Here is a 17,606-nt window from a genome sequence, read left to right on the forward strand (position 1 = left end):
CGTTCGCCGAATGGACGGCGGGCCGCCCGGTCCGTCAAGGGCCAGGCGTTCAGGAGCCGAGGATCGCGATCGCCATATCGAGGATCACGCGCCCGCACGCGAGCCCCCACAGGCATGCGATCATGGTGGCGAGGGCCACGAATCCGATGCGCCGGCGATCCTTGCGCCGTCCGCGCACGGTGTTGCGCAGGATGATGAAGGGCGCGGTCAGCACCACTAACGGGACGGACGCCACCGCCCTCGCTCCCCCGGTTTCCAGAAGCGTGAAACTCGCCCGCCGCTCCGTCATGGCCTCGAAGCCGGTGGCCACCATGCCGGCGGCCGCAATGCCGATGGCGAGCGCCTTAAAAGCTTCGATGGAGTCGAACGAGAGCGAAACGGGCACGCAGAAACCTCCGACGGCCCGAGTTGAGCCGGCGCGTTCATTATGCGGGCCTTAAGGGTTGGTTAAAGATGTTCCTTCAGATTTGGTTAAGGCTGACCGGAGTTCTGCGTCCATGCCCCCCGCCTCCTCCTTGTCTGACACGGTCGCGTATGCGCGCCGGACCGCCACGGCAGTCGCGGCCCCTGCGCCCGAGACCCACACTTTGCGGGCCGCTGCGCTCGTGCTTGCCGGCGGCCTCGTGGTCGGCTCCAGCGCGTTTGCGTTTTCGGCGTTGCGCCCCGAACCCGCACGGCTCGTGACCGCCTCGGTCGGCCGGGTTTCGGTTTCGGTCCCGTCGCAGTTGATCCGCAATCCGGCACAGCGCAAGGACGGTCCGCGACAACGCCTCGACCTTGCGCTTTCCTGGCCGAACCTCGACGCCGCCAAGCCGGTCGCGCCGGCCGCTGCCGCCAAGGCCCCGCTGGCGCTCGGCGACGTACTGCTGGTCACGATCTTGCAGGCCGACGACGGGCCGGACGCGGGAACGCGCGCGGCGGAGCTCTATGGCCGGTATCTGGAAAGCGCCGTGGAGGAAGGACCCGGCGGGCTGATCAGCCGACGCTTTCGCGCCAAATCGCCCTACGCGGGCGAACAGCTGTTGTTGGCCCCTCCGGACGGGCGACGCTTCGCCGCCCGCTGCGACGTCGAAGGCCGGGCGGCCGATGGGTTGCCCGACGTCTGCATCGCGGAATTTCGCCGGGACGGGCTGGATATCCAGATGCGGATGGAGTCGCGGCTGCTGGAGCACTGGGAGGCGATCGACGAGCGCTTGCGCCGCCTCCTCGACAAGATCATCGGCTGACGGAGGGCTCAGCCCTCCAGGTCGACGTCCAGGATCGACATGTTGAACGCGTAGGAGCGGTCGCCGTCTTCGTCATCGAGCGACAGGATGCCCACGAACTCGTCGCCGATCATCACCTCGGCCGAGTCGGTCTTCTTGGGCCGCGCCACCACCTTGATGGTGTTGTTGTTGAACAGCCGCCGGAAATAGTCCTGCAGCTTGGCGAGTTCTGTCTTGTCCATCGTCTGGGCCTCTACGGCGGCGGTGGGCGCAGCCGTTTCGTGGGGAGGGACTTGCCATGCTCCGCCCGGCCCCGCAAGGCCGGCGGACGCACAGGAGCGGGCGTCAGGCTTCCGGAATGTCGCTTCCGAGCTTCTCGGCGAGCAGCTGGTCCATGCTGCGGGCGGGCTCGGCGCAGCCGGCGCTGCCCACGACCTGGGCGGGAACGCCCGCCACCGTGGTGTTGCGCGGCACGGGCTTCAGCACCACAGAGCCGGCCGCCACGCGGGCGCACTGGCCGATCTCGATGTTGCCCAGGATCTTCGCCCCGGCGCCGATCAGCACGCCCTGCCGGATCTTGGGATGGCGATCGCCGCGCTCCTTGCCGGTGCCGCCCAGCGTCACATCCTGCAGCATCGAGACATTGTCCTCGATCACGGCCGTGTAGCCCACCACGAGCCCGGTGGCGTGGTCGAGGAAGATGCCGCGGCCCATGCGGGCATTGGGGTGGATGTCGGTCTGGAACACCTCGGACGAGCGGCTCTGCAGGTACAGCGCGAGGTCCTTGCGGCCAACCTGCCACAGCGCATGCGCCAAGCGATGCGTCTGAATGGCGTGGAAGCCCTTGAAATACAGCACCGGCTCGATGAACCGCTGGCAGGCGGGATCGCGGTCCGCCACCGCCATGATGTCGGCACGGAACGCCTCCGCGATGGAGGGATCGTGGTGGATCACGTCCATGAAGGTCTGGACGATGAGCTCGCTCGACACCGCCGGGTGGCTGAGCCGCGCTGCGACGCGGTGCACCACCGCGGATTCGAGCGTGTCGTGGTTCACGATGGTGGACACGATGAAGCTCGCCAGCGTCGGTTCGCGCCGGACGATTTCGTCCGCCTCCTCGCGGATGCGGCTCCACACGGGATCGACCCGCTCGACACGCGGACTGCGAACAACGCCTTGGCTGAAACCGTGAGCGGACATGCGCCCTCCGACGACAAAGACGCCGCCTCGCAGGGCGCGACGCGGCTTGGTGGATCATCTCACATCTAGGGTCGCGCCGCACGCCCGCCAATGGGCGGCCGAGCGGGACGTCGCGCGCCTTGAATCATCGCGTGAGCGACCCGCGACGGTGCTTCAGGCGGCGCCCGCAACCGATTCAGAAGATTCAGCTTCCGCCGGCGCCGCTCAGGGCCGGCGCGCCAGAAACGCCAGCACGGCTTCCTTGTGGGTGCGGTCCCCCACCGCGAGATTGTGATCGCGCCCCGGAATCGCAAAAGCCTCCGCGCCCGGGATCAGGTCCGCGAGCGCATGCGGGTCGCCGGCGACGTCGTCCTTGGTTCCCACCGACACCAGCACGGGCAGTCGGATGGCTCCGACCTGCTCACGCGTCAGCGTCTGGCGCGAACCGCGGATGCAGGCCGCGAGCGCCGTGAGGTCGCTGCCGGTCTGCTCCGCAAAGGCGCGGAACATGCGCTGCATCGGGTCCTTAAGCGCCTCCACGGAGGGCGCCTCCATGGCGTCCGCGATGCCGAGCGGCAGGCCTACGCCCTCGACGAGATGGATGCCCAGGCCGCCCAGCAGGGCCGACCGCACTCGGTGCGGGTGCGCCAACGCCAGATGCGCGGTGATCCGAGCGCCCATTGAATAGCCCATCACGTCGGCCCGCTTGATGCCGAGGTGGTCCATGAGGCGCCGCACGTCCTCGGCCATGATGTCGGAGGAGTAGTCCGCCGCGTCATGCGGCTTGTCGCTCTGCCCGTGGCCGCGATTGTCGAGCGCCACCACCCGGAAGCCGGCGCGGTTCAGCGTCTTCACCCACAGCGTGTTGACCCAGTTCACCGCATGGCTGGAGGCAAAGCCGTGCACCAGCACGATGGGGTCGCCCGCGCCCTCCTCGGACGGCTGGTCGATGAAGGCGATGCGCACGCCCGCGGAATCGAAGAACTGCATGGGGGCTCCGGCGGCAGGAAAGAGCGCGACCGTAGTGCAGCCGCCCGCCGGCCCGCAACCCGCGCCGGGCGCAGACCCGCCCTTCGATCCACTAGCGGAGGGCCGCCCGCTTGATTATGGTGCGCCGCAAATCATTGGGCGCAGCGCCTGTGGCGCAATCCGGAGCAGCATCATGGCCGATGTCGGCGTTCCCCACTTCCAGAATGACGTCGGCGCGCCGGCCATCCGCATCGCCGCGCGCGAGTTCATGTGCATCGGCGCCCGTCCGCCCTTCGACCACCCGCACGTCTTCCTCGACATGGGCTCGGACGACGAGATCCTGTGCGGCTACTGCTCGACCCTGTTCAAGTACGACCCCAGCCTCCACGGCGCCGAGACGGTTCCGCCCGGCTGCTCCTACGAGACGCCCAAGGCGGCCTGACCTGATGGCGCCGCAGGCGCCCGCCCTTCCCCCTCAGGTCCCCCCGACGGACCCACCCGCATGACACCGCAACCGGACGGCCCCGCGCCGATCCTGATCGCCGGAGCCGGCATTGGAGGGCTCACGGCCGCGCTCGCGCTGGCCCGCGCCGGCCATCCCGTGACGGTGCTGGAGCGTCGCACCCGCGTCGAGGAAGTCGGGGCCGGCATTCAGCTCTCCCCCAACGCGTCGCGCGTGCTGATCGAGCTCGGCCTCGGCCCGGCGCTGGGGCGCGCCGCCGGCGAACCCAACCGGCTTGTGGTGCGCAACGGCCGCTCCGGCCGCCAGCTCGCCGAGATGCCGTTCGGCGACGCCATGCGCCAGCGCTACGGCGCGCCCTACTACGTCGTGCATCGCGCCGACCTGCAGACCCTGCTTCTGGACGCCGTGCGCGGCCTGCCCAACGTCCGGCTGGTGTTTGGCCGCACTGTCACGAGCGCCGACACGGAGGGCGACGGCGTCACCGTGGTGGCGGAAGCCTCCAACGGCCCGGAAACCCACCGCGCCGCCCTGCTGATCGGCTCCGACGGCATCTGGTCCCGCGTCGCCGCCGCGGTGGGCGACACAACCGAAGCGACCTTCACCGGCTACGTGGCCTGGCGCGCCACCCTGCCCATCGAGGCCGCGCCGGCGCGCTTCCAGGGCCAGGAGACCGGCCTCTGGCTCGGCTCCGACGCCCACCTCGTCCACTATCCGCTGCGTGGCGGGCGTATCGTCAACGTCGTGGCCGTAATGCGTGACCGTGACGCCGAAAAGGGCTGGTCGCGCCCCGGCGACGCCGAAACTTCGCGCCGGCGCTTCGGCGCCTGGGCGCCCGAGCTCGGCGGCCTCCTGTCGCGCCTCGACGACTGGCAGGTCTGGTCGCTGTTCGATCGCCAGCCGCGCCAGACATGGGCGCAGGGCCGCATCGCGCTGCTCGGCGACGCCGCTCACCCGGTGCTGCCCTTCCTGGCGCAGGGCGGCGCGCTCGCGATCGAGGACGCCGCCGTGTTGGCGCGCGAACTCGCGCGCACGCCCTGGGACGCGCCCGGCGCGCTGCGCGCCTACCACGCCAAGCGCCACGCGCGCGCCCGCAAGGTCCAGGCGACATCGCGCCAGAACGCCAGCACGTACCACCTCGCCGGCCCCTTCGCGCTGGCCCGCAACCTCGTGATGGGCCGTCTCTCCGGCCCCCGCCTGATGCAGCGTTACGACTGGCTCTACGGCTGGAAACCCGACGACGCCTGAACGCCTTGCATTCCGCCCTGCGCCTCGGCAAACAGGGGCGCCGCAAGGCTGGCCCCGTAGTCCAACGGCAGAGACAGGCGACTTAAAATCGCTACAGTGTCGGTTCGAGTCCGACCGGGGCCACCACGATGCTTGCCGCGGGCGGCGGCTTCACAGCAACGGCCGCAGCTGCCGCACCATCTCGGCCGTGCCGGCGAAGTCGATCTTGCCCGAGCCCGTCACCGGGATGCTGGACAGCACCAGGACGGCCTTCGGGGCCCAGAGCTCGGGGTAGCCCTGCTGCTGCGCGTAGGCCAGCAGCGCGCCGCGGTCAGCTTCGGGGCGGTCGGTGGCGAGCACGATCTGCTCGCCCTTGCGGGCGTCCGGCAGGCTGACGGCGACGTGGGTGGAGCCGGGCCAGAGCGCGGAGGCGAGCGATTCGATGGCGGCCAGCGACACCATCTCGCCGCCGATCTTGGCGAAGCGCTTGGCGCGGCCCTGGATGCGCACGAAGCCGTCAGCGTCCACCGTGACGATGTCGCCCGTGTCGTGCCAGCCGCCCTCGGGCGGGGCCAAAATCCCCGGCCTGTCGGCTAGGATGTAGCCCGCCATCACGTTGGGGCCGCGCACCAGGAGCTTGCCTCCCTCGTGCAGCCCCTCCACGGGCTCCAGCTTGTGCTCCATGCCGGGCAGGAAGCGCCCCACCGAGCCGGGGCGGTTGTCGAAGGTCTGGTTCACGGCGATCACGGGCGAGCATTCGGTCGCGCCGTAGCCTTCCAGGATCACCGTGGACGAGGCCTCCCAGAGCTTGCGCGTCTGCTCGCGCACCCGCTCGGCCCCGGCCACCACCACGTCGACGCTGTCGAGGTCGCCGGGCTCCGCCGCCTTGGCCCAGCCCTGCAGAAACGTGTCGGTGCCGAACAGGATGCTGGCCGAAACCGCCTTGGCGAGCTTGGGCACCTGCCGGTAGTGCAGCGGGCTCGGGTAGAGTACGGCCTTCATGCCGCCGAGCAGCGGCAGCATGAGGCCGCCCGTGAGGCCGTAGCTGTGAAACACCGGCAGCGGGTTCAGCACTACGCGCTCCGACGACAGCGGCGGCGAACCGATATGCGCCTCGATCTGCCGGACGTTGCTGATCAGGTTGGCGCTGGAGAGCACCACCGCCTTGGGCTTGCCTTCCGACCCGGAGGTGAACAGCACCACCGCGCCCTCGTCCGGCCCCAGCGCGTGGCGCGAATGGGCGAGCCGCGGATACCACGAGCGCAGGAGCCCCTTCAGCTTGTCGAAGGAGGTGATCTCGGCCCGCACGTCCTCCAGGTACAGAATGCGCAGCGGCCGCGCGCCCTCCCCGTCGCCGGCTGAAAGCCCGGCCACCACCTCGTCGAGCTTGCCGGTCTCCACGAAGCGGCGCGACGTCACCACGGTCTCGATCTCGACCGTGCGGGCCGCCGAGCGCAGGTTGGCGAGCCCGGCCGTGAAGTTCAGCATGGCGGCGACCCGCCCGAAGGCGCTGAGCCCCAGGATCACGATCGCTACGGCGTTGACGTTGGGCAAAAGCACGCCCACGGCCTCGCCGTGGCGGCTTTCGGCCGCGAGGCGCCGGCCGATCACGAAGCTGGCCAGGATCAGCCGGCCATAGGACAGCGGGCTGCGCTCGGGATCCTCCAGGATCAGCTTGCCGCCGCCATGCAGGTCGGCGGCGTCCAGCAGCGCGCGAAACAGCGATTTGCGGGTGGAGGCGGGATCGAAGGTTGTCACGCGGGCGCCGATCCTCAGGCAGGGACGCGCACGCTAGCGTGTCGCGCCCCCGGAGGGAAAGCGAAAGGCGCGCCGCCTCAGCCCTTGTGGTTCTCGGCGATAGGCGCCTGGTAGGCGAGGCCCATGTCCCAAGGGAAATAAATCCAGGTGTCCTGCGATACCTCGGTCACGAAGGTGTCCACCAGCGGCCGGCCGAGCGGCTTGGCGTATACGGTGGCGAAATGGGCGTCTGGCAGCATGTCGCGCACCACCTTGGCGGTTTTGCCGGTGTCGACCAGGTCGTCGACCACCAGCACGCCCTTGCCGCCCTCGCCGCCGAGCTTGAGCACTTCGGGGGAGATGCCCTTCAGCACCCGGAGTTCGCCCTGCGACGTGTAGTCGTGGTAGCTCGCCACGCACACGCTCTCGATCACCCGGATGCCGAGCTCGCGCGATACGATGGCGGCCGGCACCAGCCCGCCGCGCGTGATGCACACCATGGCCTGGAACGGCCCCGCCCCGGCCAGCCGCCACGCCAGCGCGCGCGCGTCGCGGTGAAACTGGTCCCATGAGACCGGAAAGGCTTTGGGCTGGGGCTGGGACATGACGCTCTCCGCTGCGGCGATGGCGTTCCCTGCCGCTAACGCCGGAGATCGTCAAGATGGCTTGGCGGCCCGCTCAGCAATGGCCGGGGACAGGTAGCCCCACGCGCCCGACCCTTACGGAACCTTGGTCGGCCGCGCCGCCACGAGCTCGGCGACCAGCGCCTCCACGGCGCTCCGCGCGGTCTGCAGCAGCGCCTCGTCGCGCGAGCGCACCACGATCTGATTGGTGAAGCTCTTGCCGTCGAAGCTCGGATAGGAGCCGATGATCACACCCGGATTGGCCTTCTGGATCGCGCCGAGCCCCGTCGCGTACGCGCCCTCGGGCGTGCCCTGTGCGTCGATGGAGGTCGACAACATGGTCCGGCCGGTCTTCAGCAGTGGGCCGATGTTATCCAGCATGGCCTGCATGATGGACGGCACACCCGCCATCACGAACACGTTGCCGAGCCGGAAGCCCGGCGCCTTGGAGATCGGGTTCTCGATCAGGTCGGCCCCGTGCGGAATGCGCGCCATGCGCAGCCGCGCTTCGTTCAGGTCGGCCGGGTTCTCGTAGCGCGAGCGCAGCATCGCGACCGCGCGCTCGTCATGCGAGATGTCGACGCCGAACGCCTTGGCGACGCAGTCGGCCGTGATGTCGTCATGCGTTGGGCCGATGCCGCCGGTGGTGAACAGGTAGGTGTAGCGAGACCGCAGCGCGTTGATGGCCGCCACGATCTCGACCTCCTCGTCCGGCACGACGCGGACTTCCTTGAGGTCGATCCCCATCGCGGTGAGATAGTCCGCGATATAGCCGATGTTCTTGTCCTTGGTGCGCCCGGACAGGATTTCGTCGCCGATCACCAGAACGGCGGCGGTGATGGCGGTCTCGTGGTCGGACATTGGGGGCGCTCCGGATCGCGATAGCGGGTCGGGCGGCGCAGAGGCGCCGCGAACTGAAAGTACGCGCCGCCACGCCCTCGAGATCAACCCCGATCGAAGATCAGGTTCACGCGCGTGCGCTGCACCAGCCGGTAGCCCTTCTCCGCCAATAGCGCCGGCAAATCGATCTGCCAGCGGCCGACCCCGTTCTCGATGATGAAGGTCTGTGGCCAAAGGCTGTGCGGCGCAGTGCGCAGGAAAGGCTCGAGAATAAGGTCTTCGGCGCCTTCCACGTCGAGCTTGATGGCGTCGACATGGTCGAGCCGCTCGTCCAGCAGCAGCTGTTGCAGCGTCGTAGCCGGAACCCGAACGGCCGCGCCGTCGCCAAGCCCCACCATCTTGACGCTCGACTCGCCGTGGTTGCGCGGATCAACGAACAGCGTCACCTCGCCGGCCTTGTCCGCCACCGCGCAATCAACTGCCTTGACGCCCCCGAAAGCGTTCTGCCGGATGTTGAACACCAGCCGCTCGAACACGCCGGGCTGCGGCTCCACGGCCAGCACGCGGCCGGTCGGCCCCGCCAGCGCGGCGACGAACAGCGCATAGCCGCCCACGTTGGAGCCCACGTCCACGAACGTGAAGCCCTCCCGGATCCGCGCGGCGAGGTATTCGCGCTCATCCGGGTCGAAATATTGCGGCGTGAACAGAAGGCGCTTCTCGCAAACATTGTTGTACGGATAGAGCCGCATGCGCGCGCCGAGCGACTGCACGTCAACAGGGCGTCCGCGCAACAACCAGATGGCGATCTGCCGCAGCGCATAGGCGATGCGGCGACCGGCCCAGGACCGCGGCATGCGCCGCGTGATGTCGATCAGCCGCTTGGGCAGGCCTTCCGGACCAAAGGCCCCAAAGGCGCCGGCCTCGGCCGGAGGCAGGGTTCGTGCGTCTTTCATTGAGGCCGACGAGTAGCCGCTTACGCCGCGGAAAGGAAGTCCGGCCTCGCCCTGAGGCGGTTGGCGATCTTGCGCGAGCGCCCGCCATGGCCCATGTGATGGTGAAACCAATCTCGACCTGCCGGCCCCTGCGCCCGCCCACCCTGAGTCCGACATGACATTCGTCGACGCAACCGTCGCGGCCGGCCGCAAGACTGGCGAAATCAAGCTCCACGGCCCCGAAGCCTTCGAGGGCATGCGCCGCGCCGGCCGGCTCACCGCCCAGGCGCTGGACCTGCTCGTTCCGGCCGTGCAGCCGGGCGTCACCACGGATGCGCTCGACAAGCTCATTTTCGAGTTCGCGATGGACAACAACGCCTACCCGGCGCCGCTGCATTATCGCGGTTTCCGCAAAGGCATCTGCACCTCCATCAATCACGTGGTCTGCCACGGCATCCCCAACGACAAGCCGCTGCGCGAAGGCGACATCGTCAACATCGACGTCACGCTCGTGCTCGACGGCTGGCATGGCGATTCGAGCCGCATGTATCTCGTCGGCGAGACGCCCCGCCGGGCGTCGCGGCTCGTCGAGGTGACCTACGAGGCGCTCATGATCGGCATCGCGCAGGTGAAGCCCGGGAACACGACCGGCGACATCGGCGCCGCCATCCAGGCCTTCGCCGAAAGCGAGCGCTGCTCGGTTGTTCGCGATTTCTGTGGGCACGGGCTCGGGCGGCTCTTCCACGACGAGCCGAACATCCTCCACTATGGCCGCCGCGGCGAAGGCGTGCCGCTGAAGGCAGGCATGTTCTTCACCATCGAACCCATGATCAACCTGGGACGTCCCGCCGTGAAGGTGCTGGGCGATGGCTGGACCGCTGTGACGCGCGACCGCTCGCTGTCGGCGCAGTTCGAGCACAGCGTTGGCGTCACCGAGACCGGTGTCGAGATCTTCACGCTCTCCCCCAAGGGCTGGAACCAGCCCCCTTACATCACCGCCTGAGAGGCCTCATGCGCGACGTCGATCCCCCCGGCAAGGATGCTTCCGGGGAGGATCATCGGCGCGGACACCGCTCTAGGTTGAAAGATCGCTTCGCGCGCGTAGGACGCGACGGCCTCGCGGACTACGAATTTCTCGAACTCATCCTGTTCCGCTCCATTCCGCAGCGCGACGTGAAGCCGCTCGCGAAGGAGTTGATCGGCCGCTTCGGGTCGGTTGCCGAAGTGCTGGGAGCGCCGATCGCGCGCCTCTGCGAGATCGACGGGGTCGGCGAGCAGACCGCGATCGACTTCAAGATTGTGGAGGCCGCCGGGCGCGAGCTCGCCAAGGGGGCGGTCGGCAAGCGCCAGGTCCTGTCATCGTGGGCCAGCGTGATCGATTACTGCCGCGCCGCCATGGCGTTCGCCGAAAAGGAGCAGTTCCGCATCCTGTTCCTCGACAAGCGCAACGGCCTGCTCGCCGACGAGGTGCAGCAGACCGGCACAGTCGACCACACGCCGGTCTACCCGCGCGAGGTGCTCAAGCGAGCGCTGGAGCTCTCGGCCTCCGCCATCATCCTCGTCCACAACCACCCCAGCGGCGATCCGACGCCCTCCGACGCCGACGTCCGCATGACGCGCGAGATCGCCGACATCGCCAAGCCCCTCGGCGTCGTCGTGCACGACCACATCATCGTCGGTCGCAACGGACATGCGAGCCTCAAGGGCCTGCGGCTGATGTGAGGCGTTCCTGCCAAAGGTGGGCGGGTCATTCTTTCCCGCGCAGCGGAAGCGACAGAGGTGGCGTCGGGGATGAGCCGGACAAACTATCCTGACGCTCCACCGCCGCCTGCTCCCTCTGCACGCAAGAGAGGCCCGAGTGCGGGGTGCGCCCGCAAACTGGTCGCACCTTCCTGTTTTTGCCCAACAATCAGGCAAGTCACGCTGCCTCGCTCTCGGCTTCATACGAAAGCCCCGCTGGCATGACCTTTGCGGTTCTGCCCGCGTTATGGCAGCGTCACAAGACGTGCCGCGAGAGGGGATCACATGGCGTCGGCGTTCGATGAGATGAACGGCGCGGATGGGGAGATTCGGGAGGCCTACGCGGCGCTGAAGCGCTGGCTGGATACGGCCCCCCCAGACCACCTGGCTCTGCGGCGCAGCCAGGCGGAGCTCTTCTTCCGCCGCATTGGAATTACCTTCGCGGTCTACGGCGACTCGGAATCGACCGAGCGCCTCATCCCGTTCGACATCATCCCCCGCGTGCTGACGAAGCCCGAATGGACCCGCCTGGAAGAAGGGCTGGTGCAGCGCGTCACCGCGCTAAACGCGTTCCTGGCCGACATCTATGGCCCCCGCGAGTGCCTCAAGGCCGGGATCGTCCCGGAGGATCTGATCTACCGCAACGCCGGCTTCCGCCCCGAGATGGTAGGCCGCCCGGTGCCGCACGGCATCTACTGCCACATCGCCGGCATCGACATCGTGCGTGTCGGGCCGGACGATTTCTACGTTCTGGAAGACAACGCCCGCACGCCCTCCGGCGTCTCCTACATGCTGGAGAACCGCGAGGTGATGATGCGGCTCTTCCCGGAGCTGTTCACCGAGAACCGCGTCGCGCCGGTCGAGAACTATCCCGACTCGCTGCTCGCGACGCTACGCTCGGTCGCGCCGAAAACCGCGGGCCGTGACCCAGTATGCGTGCTGCTGACGCCCGGCCAGTACAACTCCGCCTTTTACGAGCACTCGTTCCTGGCCGATAAGCTCGGTATCGAGCTGGTCGAGGGCTCCGACCTCTTCGTGCGCGAAGACGTCTGCTACATGCGCACCACCGAGGGGCCGAAGCGCGTCGACGTCATCTACCGGCGCATCGACGACGATTTTCTCGATCCCCTCGCGTTCCGGCCCGATTCGGTGCTGGGCGTGCCCGGCATCGTCAGCGCCTATCAGGCCGGCAACGTGACCCTGTGCAACGCCATCGGCACCGGCGTGGCTGACGACAAGGCCGTCTACAGCTACATGCCCGATATCGTGAAGTTCTTCACCGGCAAGGATCCGATCCTCAACAACGTGCCGACCTATCGCTGCCGCGAAAAGGAATCGTTGTCCTACGTGCTCGACAATCTCCACGAGCTCGTCGTCAAGGAGGTGAACGGCTCCGGCGGCTACGGCATGCTGGTAGGCCCGCACGCCACCAAGCACCAGATCGAGGATTTCCGTCGCAAACTGAAAACCGCGCCGGACGGCTTCATCGCTCAGCCGACGCTGGCGCTCTCGACCTGCCCAACCTTTGTGGCCTCGGGCGTGGCGCCGCGGCATGTCGACCTGCGCCCCTTCGTGCTGAGCGGCGCGGACAAGGTCCGCATCGTGCCCGGCGGGCTCACCCGCGTGGCGCTGAAGGATGGGTCCCTGGTGGTGAACTCCAGCCAGGGCGGCGGAACCAAGGACACCTGGGTGCTCGATGCTTAGCCGGACCGCCGACAATCTCTACTGGGTGTCGCGCTACATGGAGCGGGCCGAGTTCCTCGCCCGCATCCTGGACGCCACCGCCCGCCTCGCCACCCTGCCGGCCGCCTATGGGGGCGCGGGCAACGAATGGCAGAGCGTCCTGCTCACCGCCGGCGCGGCGGAGGCCTTCGAGGCGCTCTACGACGAGCCGACGGAGCGCAACGTCACCGAGTTCCTGGCCTTCAGCCCGGAGAACCCGTCCTCCATTCGCAGCTGCTTCGAGCGCGCCCGCTCCAACGCCCGTGCGGTCCGCACCGCGCTCACCGGCGAAATGTGGGAAGCCATCAACGGCGCCTATCTGGAGCTGCGCCGATATGATCCCAAGTCCATGTCGCGCGAGGAATTCGCTCGCTTTCTGGAATGGGTGAAATCTGCCTCGCTGGCCTTCGACGGCTCGGCCTACCGGACGATGCTGCGCAACGACAACTACTGGTTCTCGCGGCTCGGCGTCTATCTCGAGCGGGCCGACAACACGGCCCGCATTTTGGACGTGAAGTACCATGTGCTTTTGCCCGAGAACGAGACGGTGGGCGGTAGCCTCGACTACTTCCAATGGTCCACCATCCTGCGCGAGGTCTCGGCGCTGACGGCATATCACTGGGTCTACCGGGAGAGCCTGAAGCCCTGGCTCGTCGCCGACCTGCTGATCCTCAACCGGCAGATGCCGCGCTCGCTGGCATCGTCCTACGAGAACATCGTGCGTTTCCTCGACGAGATCGGCCGCGCCTACGGCCGCCAGGGCGTCTCGCAGCGGCTGAGCCGCACCATCCTGGCGCGCCTGGAGAACACCCGCATCGAGGACGTGTTCCGCGGCGGCCTGCACGAGTTCATCTCGGGATTCGTCGCTGACAACGCCAAGCTCGGCAGCGCCATCAACGACCAGTACCTCGTCTGAGACAGCGCCCGGCGAGCCCGGGCGTTCGATCCCTGTTTGGACCCGCCGCATGCGCATTCGCGTCTCGCAACAAACGACCTATCGCTACGCGCCGCCCGCGAAGTCGATGATCCAGACGCTGCGGCTCACGCCGCGCAACCACGACGGCCAGTTCGTCGTGAGCTGGCGGATCGACGTGGATGTGGACAGCCGCCTGCGGCAAGGCGAGGACGCGTTCGGCAACACGACGCATGTGCTGTCGGTCGGCGGCCCCATCGACCAGCTCGTGGTCTCCGTGGAGGGCGTCGTCCAGACGCAGGACCATGCCGGCGTGGTGCGCGGCGCGGTGGAGCGCTTCCCCGAGTCGCTCTATTTGCGCGAAACGGACCTCACCGTCGCGACCGAGGCCGTGCAGGCCTTCGCGCAGGACGCCGTCGCCGCAGAGGGCGATCCCCTCGGCCGCATGCACGCCTTGATGAGCGCCGTCCACGCGCGGCTGGAGCATCGACCCGAGGCGCCCGGCCCCGGCCAGGCCGCCTCCGCCGCGGAGGCGATCGAGGCGGCGGGCGCGGACGGCGCCGGTCTCGCGCATGTGTTCATCGCCTCGGCGCGCTCGCTTGGCGCGCCCGCGCGTTTCATCAGCGGCTATCTCTGGACGCCGGACGCCGGCGCGGACGCCCAAGCGGCTCATTCCTGGGCGGAGGCGCACGTTCCCGGCTTCGGCTGGATCGGCTTCGACCCGCAGAACAATCTCTGCCCCACGGCCTCCTATGTGCGAATCGCGGTCGGCCTCGACGAGCTCGGCGCAGCGCCGGTGCGTGGCGCCCACCGCGGCGGCGGCGAGCACGCGCCGGAGGTTCGCCTTCGCATCGAAGCGCAGGATCAGTCGCAGTCCTGATGACAGTGCGGTCGAGCTTTTGCTTATAAGGGGAGAAACGTCCTCCCAGCCGATGGGCGGCGAGGTCCCGTCCTGATAGGATTAACCCGCCATGGCTCCGTCCGCCGGGCGACGGCGATGAACCTGGACACTGCTGATGACCTACTGCGCCGGCATTCTCGTTCGCGAAGGCCTCGTGATGATCGCCGACACCCGCACCAATGCGGGTCTCGACAACGTCTCGACGTTCCGCAAGCTGCACCTGTTCGAGCGCAATGGCGAACGCGCCATCGCGCTAGCCACGGCCGGCAACCTGTCGATCTCGCAATCAGTCGTCAGCTTCTTGCACGAGGGGATCGAAAATCCCGAGACCGGCGAGATCGAGACGCTGCTGCAGGCGCCTACCATGTTCCGCGCCGCCCAACTGGTCGGGCGAGCCGTCCACAAGGTGCGGGCCGTGGACGGCGTGAGTCTCGACGAAGCCGGGGTGAAGTTCGACGTTTCGATCATGATCGGCGGGCAGATCAAGGGCGGAGCGCCGCGCCTGTTCATGCTCTACGCCGCCGGCAACTTCATCGAGTGCGGCATCGAGACGCCCTACCTGCAAATCGGCGAGCACAAATATGGCAAGCCGATCCTGGACCGCGCCGTTACGTTCAACACCAGCCTGAACGACGCACTGAAGCTCGGCCTCATCTCGATGGATTCGACCATGCGGTCAAATCTTGGCGTCGGCCTGCCCATCGACATCGTCACCATGAAGCGCGATGCGCTGGAGCCCGACCTCGTGCACCGGATCGAGGCCGGCGAGCCCTATTTTCACGATCTGCGCGAGCGTTGGTCGGCCGCTTTGCGGGCCGCTCATATCGCGATCCCACAACCGCCCTACCACGCAGGCCCGCGGCCCTGACAATTTCGTAAGGTCTTGATGCGATAACGGCTGCTGTATTGGCCGGATCTGCATGATGGCGTTGCGTATTTTTCGGCGAGGACCGGCGTCGGTGACGGCCCGCATCGTCTGGCCGGTCGCCGCCGTGCTGGTGTCCCTGCTCGTGCTCGCGGTGGGCGGCATCATACTGGCCAGCCAGCGCGCCAACGAAATCGCCAATGATCGCCAGCGCTCCATGCTGGCCGCCGTTCTCGACGACGAAAAGGCCAAGGCGCTCCGCGATCTCGCGGTCACGATCTCGAGCTCGGACGCCATCGCGGCGCTTCAGCATCCCATGTCGGCCGAACGCGCTCAGCGCTTCATCGGCGCCGCGCTGGAAACAGCCTATGGCTTCGACCAGTCTTTCGTGCTCACGCCCGAGAACGTCGTCGTCACCGGCCGGGTCGCGGGCGAGACCGGCGACCAGCGCCGATTTGCCGCCGTGCGCCCGGCCCTGAACGGCGTCATCCAGGTCGTGCGCGATCGGCTCGCCCGGATGGCGCTGCGCCGGGACCCGACCGCCCTCACGCAGGACGAGACCGACGCCGCCGTGCTGCGCACCGGCGAAGCCCGCCTGATCTTCGACGGCGCCATCCTGCGCGTGGCCGCGGCCGTGGCGGCCCCGGCCCGCGAGGGCGACAGCGCCTTTGGCGGGCTTATCGCAGCCGCCTCGGTCCCACTCGGGCCCGCCGCCCTGGAGCGAATCGGCCGCGCGAGCGGACACGCCAACCTGCGCCTCGAAACCGTAGCCGCACAGGAGCAGGGTTTCCCGGTCGTCGACGAACAGGGCGCCGTGCGGGCCTATCTGGTCTGGCGCAAGGATCGGCCCGGCGACATCGTGCTCGAGCGCGTCCTGCCGGCGATCGTTGCGGCGCTGCTGGCGATCGGCCTGTTCTCGGTCTTCATGTTCAACCATGTCCGCAAGGTGACGACCGAACTCGTCGCCCGCGAGGCGGAGGCCACACACCTCGCCAACCACGACCGCCTCTCGGGCCTGCCGAACCGCGCCTTCTTCACCGACCGGCTCGATTCCGAGCTCGCCCGCTTCGCCACAACCGGCGAAGGGCTGGCGGTGCTGTTCCTGGACCTCGACAAGTTCAAGGACATCAACGACATCCATGGCCACAGCGCCGGCGATACGCTGATCCGCATCGTCGCGCGCCGCCTTACGGGCGTGCTGCGCGGAGCCGACACGCTGGCGCGTTTCGGCGGGGACGAGTTCGCGATCATCCAGACCGGCGTGCGCAGCGCGCATGATTGCGCCTCGCTCGCGCACCGGGTTCTGGACGCCATTCGCGAGCCCATCGAGCTCAATGGCGTGCTTGCGCATGTCGGTATATCGATCGGCATCGCGCTCGCGCCCGACAACGCCAATGAGCGCGACGTGCTGATGCGCCTCGCAGACGTGGCGCTCTACCGCGCCAAGCGCGAGGGCCGGAACCGTTATTCGTTCTTCGAGGTCGGAATGGACGAGACCTTGCGCATGCGCAAGATCGTCGAGGAGGACCTGCGCCACGCGCTGCAACGTGACGAGGTCAAGGTCGTCTACCAGCCGCAGTTCTCCGCCGATGGTCGCAAGATCCTGGGCGTCGAGGCGCTGGTGCGCTGGACGCACCCGGTGCACGGCGCAATTTCACCGGCGGACTTCATCCCGGTGGCCGAGCAGCGCGGCCTCATCGGACCGCTTGGCGAATACGTGCTGCGCCGCGCCTGCCAGGACGGCCGGCGTTGGAAGAACATCACCGTAGCGGTCAACGTCTCGCCGGTGCAGTTCCGCCAGAAGGACTTCGTCTCCACTGTGGCGCGGATCGTCCAGGAGGAAGAGATGGATCCCGCCCGGGTCGAGCTCGAACTCACAGAGGGCGTGCTCGTCGACGACGCCGACGCGGCCGAGAACGCCATGATGGAATTGCGGGCGCTGGGCCTGCGCTTCGCGCTCGACGACTTCGGCACCGGCTACTCGTCGCTGATCTACCTGCGCCGATTCGCTTTCGACAAGATCAAGATCGACCGCTCGTTCCTGGAGTCCATGGAGACCACCGGCGAGAGCGCCATCCTGGTGCATTCCTGCGTCCACCTGGGGCGCGCGCTGGGGCTGACCGTGACGGCCGAGGGCGTCGAGACCGCCGAGCAGCAGCGCTTTCTGCAGGCGGTTGGTTGCCACCAGCTGCAGGGGTTCCTGTTCTGCAAGCCGGTCAGTCCCGAGAAGATCGACGAACTCCTCGGCCTTGTCGCCGACGAGGGGACGATCAGCCGCTCGGCCTGAGCGCTG

18 protein-coding genes and 1 tRNA gene are annotated in these 17,606 nt (G+C 68.2%); 11 read left to right on the forward strand and 8 right to left on the reverse strand.

Annotated elements, in window-relative coordinates:
• Nucleotides 1-49: 49 nt before the first annotated feature.
• Nucleotides 50-385 (reverse strand): DUF6949 family protein, encoded by a 336-nt coding sequence (locus tag IEV99_RS16490; protein WP_188518831.1) that lies wholly within the window; start codon nucleotides 383-385, stop codon nucleotides 50-52.
• A gap of 112 nt (nucleotides 386-497) precedes the next feature.
• On the opposite strand from IEV99_RS16490, the gene IEV99_RS16495 reads away from it, so the two are divergent.
• The gene (locus tag IEV99_RS16495; protein ID WP_188518832.1) at nucleotides 498-1,226 is read left to right on the forward strand and encodes a hypothetical protein; all 729 of its coding nucleotides are present in this window, start codon (nucleotides 498-500) and stop codon (nucleotides 1,224-1,226) included.
• A gap of 8 nt (nucleotides 1,227-1,234) precedes the next feature.
• On the opposite strand, the gene IEV99_RS16500 is transcribed toward IEV99_RS16495, so the two are convergent.
• The 3 genes from IEV99_RS16500 to IEV99_RS16510 all read right to left on the reverse strand — a co-directional run bounded on the left by IEV99_RS16500 (nucleotide 1,235) and on the right by IEV99_RS16510 (nucleotide 3,374).
• Nucleotides 1,235-1,447 (reverse strand): DUF3126 family protein, encoded by a 213-nt coding sequence (locus IEV99_RS16500; RefSeq protein WP_188518833.1) that lies wholly within the window; start codon nucleotides 1,445-1,447, stop codon nucleotides 1,235-1,237.
• Nucleotides 1,448-1,550: 103 nt separating this feature from the next.
• The gene (gene cysE, locus IEV99_RS16505; RefSeq protein ID WP_188518834.1) at nucleotides 1,551-2,405 is read right to left on the reverse strand and encodes a serine O-acetyltransferase; all 855 of its coding nucleotides are present in this window, start codon (nucleotides 2,403-2,405) and stop codon (nucleotides 1,551-1,553) included.
• 204 nt (nucleotides 2,406-2,609) lie between these two features.
• Nucleotides 2,610-3,374, reverse strand: a complete 765-nt coding sequence (locus IEV99_RS16510) for an alpha/beta fold hydrolase (protein ID WP_188518835.1) — start codon at nucleotides 3,372-3,374, stop codon at nucleotides 2,610-2,612.
• A gap of 172 nt (nucleotides 3,375-3,546) precedes the next feature.
• On the opposite strand from IEV99_RS16510, the gene IEV99_RS16515 reads away from it, so the two are divergent.
• The 3 genes from IEV99_RS16515 to IEV99_RS16525 all read left to right on the forward strand — a co-directional run bounded on the left by IEV99_RS16515 (nucleotide 3,547) and on the right by IEV99_RS16525 (nucleotide 5,187).
• On the forward strand, nucleotides 3,547-3,795 hold the full coding sequence (locus tag IEV99_RS16515) for a zinc-finger domain-containing protein (RefSeq protein ID WP_188518836.1): 249 nt from the start codon (nucleotides 3,547-3,549) through the stop codon (nucleotides 3,793-3,795).
• Nucleotides 3,796-3,855: 60 nt separating this feature from the next.
• Nucleotides 3,856-5,061 (forward strand): FAD-dependent monooxygenase, encoded by a 1,206-nt coding sequence (locus IEV99_RS16520; RefSeq protein ID WP_188518837.1) that lies wholly within the window; start codon nucleotides 3,856-3,858, stop codon nucleotides 5,059-5,061.
• A gap of 50 nt (nucleotides 5,062-5,111) precedes the next feature.
• Nucleotides 5,112-5,187, forward strand: a tRNA-Leu gene (locus IEV99_RS16525).
• 24 nt (nucleotides 5,188-5,211) lie between these two features.
• Here IEV99_RS16525 and IEV99_RS16530 read toward each other — a convergent pair.
• The 4 genes from IEV99_RS16530 to IEV99_RS16545 all read right to left on the reverse strand — a co-directional run bounded on the left by IEV99_RS16530 (nucleotide 5,212) and on the right by IEV99_RS16545 (nucleotide 9,193).
• Nucleotides 5,212-6,798: an AMP-binding protein gene (locus tag IEV99_RS16530; RefSeq protein WP_188518838.1), complete on the reverse strand. Its 1,587-nt coding sequence runs from the start codon at nucleotides 6,796-6,798 to the stop codon at nucleotides 5,212-5,214.
• Nucleotides 6,799-6,875: 77 nt separating this feature from the next.
• Nucleotides 6,876-7,382 (reverse strand): xanthine phosphoribosyltransferase, encoded by a 507-nt coding sequence (gene gpt, locus IEV99_RS16535; RefSeq protein ID WP_188518839.1) that lies wholly within the window; start codon nucleotides 7,380-7,382, stop codon nucleotides 6,876-6,878.
• A 114-nt stretch (nucleotides 7,383-7,496) separates the two neighbouring features.
• Entirely contained in the window at nucleotides 7,497-8,261 is a 765-nt protein-coding gene (locus IEV99_RS16540; RefSeq protein WP_188518840.1) for a competence/damage-inducible protein A, read from the reverse strand.
• A gap of 83 nt (nucleotides 8,262-8,344) precedes the next feature.
• Complete coding sequence (locus IEV99_RS16545) at nucleotides 8,345-9,193, reverse strand: FkbM family methyltransferase (protein WP_188518841.1); 849 nt, start codon at nucleotides 9,191-9,193, stop codon at nucleotides 8,345-8,347.
• Nucleotides 9,194-9,347: 154 nt separating this feature from the next.
• On the opposite strand from IEV99_RS16545, the gene map reads away from it, so the two are divergent.
• The 7 genes from map to IEV99_RS16580 all read left to right on the forward strand — a co-directional run bounded on the left by map (nucleotide 9,348) and on the right by IEV99_RS16580 (nucleotide 17,600).
• Nucleotides 9,348-10,175, forward strand: a complete 828-nt coding sequence (gene map / locus IEV99_RS16550) for a type I methionyl aminopeptidase (protein ID WP_188518842.1) — start codon at nucleotides 9,348-9,350, stop codon at nucleotides 10,173-10,175.
• An 8-nt stretch (nucleotides 10,176-10,183) separates the two neighbouring features.
• Entirely contained in the window at nucleotides 10,184-10,894 is a 711-nt protein-coding gene (gene radC / locus IEV99_RS16555; RefSeq protein WP_188518843.1) for a RadC family protein, read from the forward strand.
• 303 nt (nucleotides 10,895-11,197) lie between these two features.
• Entirely contained in the window at nucleotides 11,198-12,616 is a 1,419-nt protein-coding gene (locus tag IEV99_RS16560; RefSeq protein WP_188518844.1) for a circularly permuted type 2 ATP-grasp protein, read from the forward strand.
• Nucleotides 12,609-13,550 (forward strand): alpha-E domain-containing protein, encoded by a 942-nt coding sequence (locus IEV99_RS16565; RefSeq protein WP_188518845.1) that lies wholly within the window; start codon nucleotides 12,609-12,611, stop codon nucleotides 13,548-13,550. Before IEV99_RS16560 ends, IEV99_RS16565 begins: the two co-directional genes overlap by 8 nt.
• Nucleotides 13,551-13,599: 49 nt before the next feature.
• Nucleotides 13,600-14,427 carry a transglutaminase family protein gene (locus IEV99_RS16570; protein ID WP_188518846.1) on the forward strand — a complete coding sequence of 276 codons (828 nt, stop codon included), beginning with the start codon at nucleotides 13,600-13,602 and terminating at the stop codon, nucleotides 14,425-14,427.
• A gap of 136 nt (nucleotides 14,428-14,563) precedes the next feature.
• A complete protein-coding gene (locus IEV99_RS16575; protein WP_188518847.1) occupies nucleotides 14,564-15,316 on the forward strand; it encodes a proteasome-type protease in 753 nt (250 codons plus the stop codon).
• 91 nt (nucleotides 15,317-15,407) lie between these two features.
• A complete protein-coding gene (locus IEV99_RS16580) occupies nucleotides 15,408-17,600 on the forward strand; it encodes a putative bifunctional diguanylate cyclase/phosphodiesterase (protein ID WP_188518848.1) in 2,193 nt (730 codons plus the stop codon).
• Nucleotides 17,601-17,606 lie beyond the last annotated feature (6 nt).

Source organism: Alsobacter metallidurans, from assembly GCF_014636935.1.
Taxonomy (GTDB): Bacteria; Pseudomonadota; Alphaproteobacteria; order Rhizobiales; family Beijerinckiaceae; genus Alsobacter; species Alsobacter metallidurans.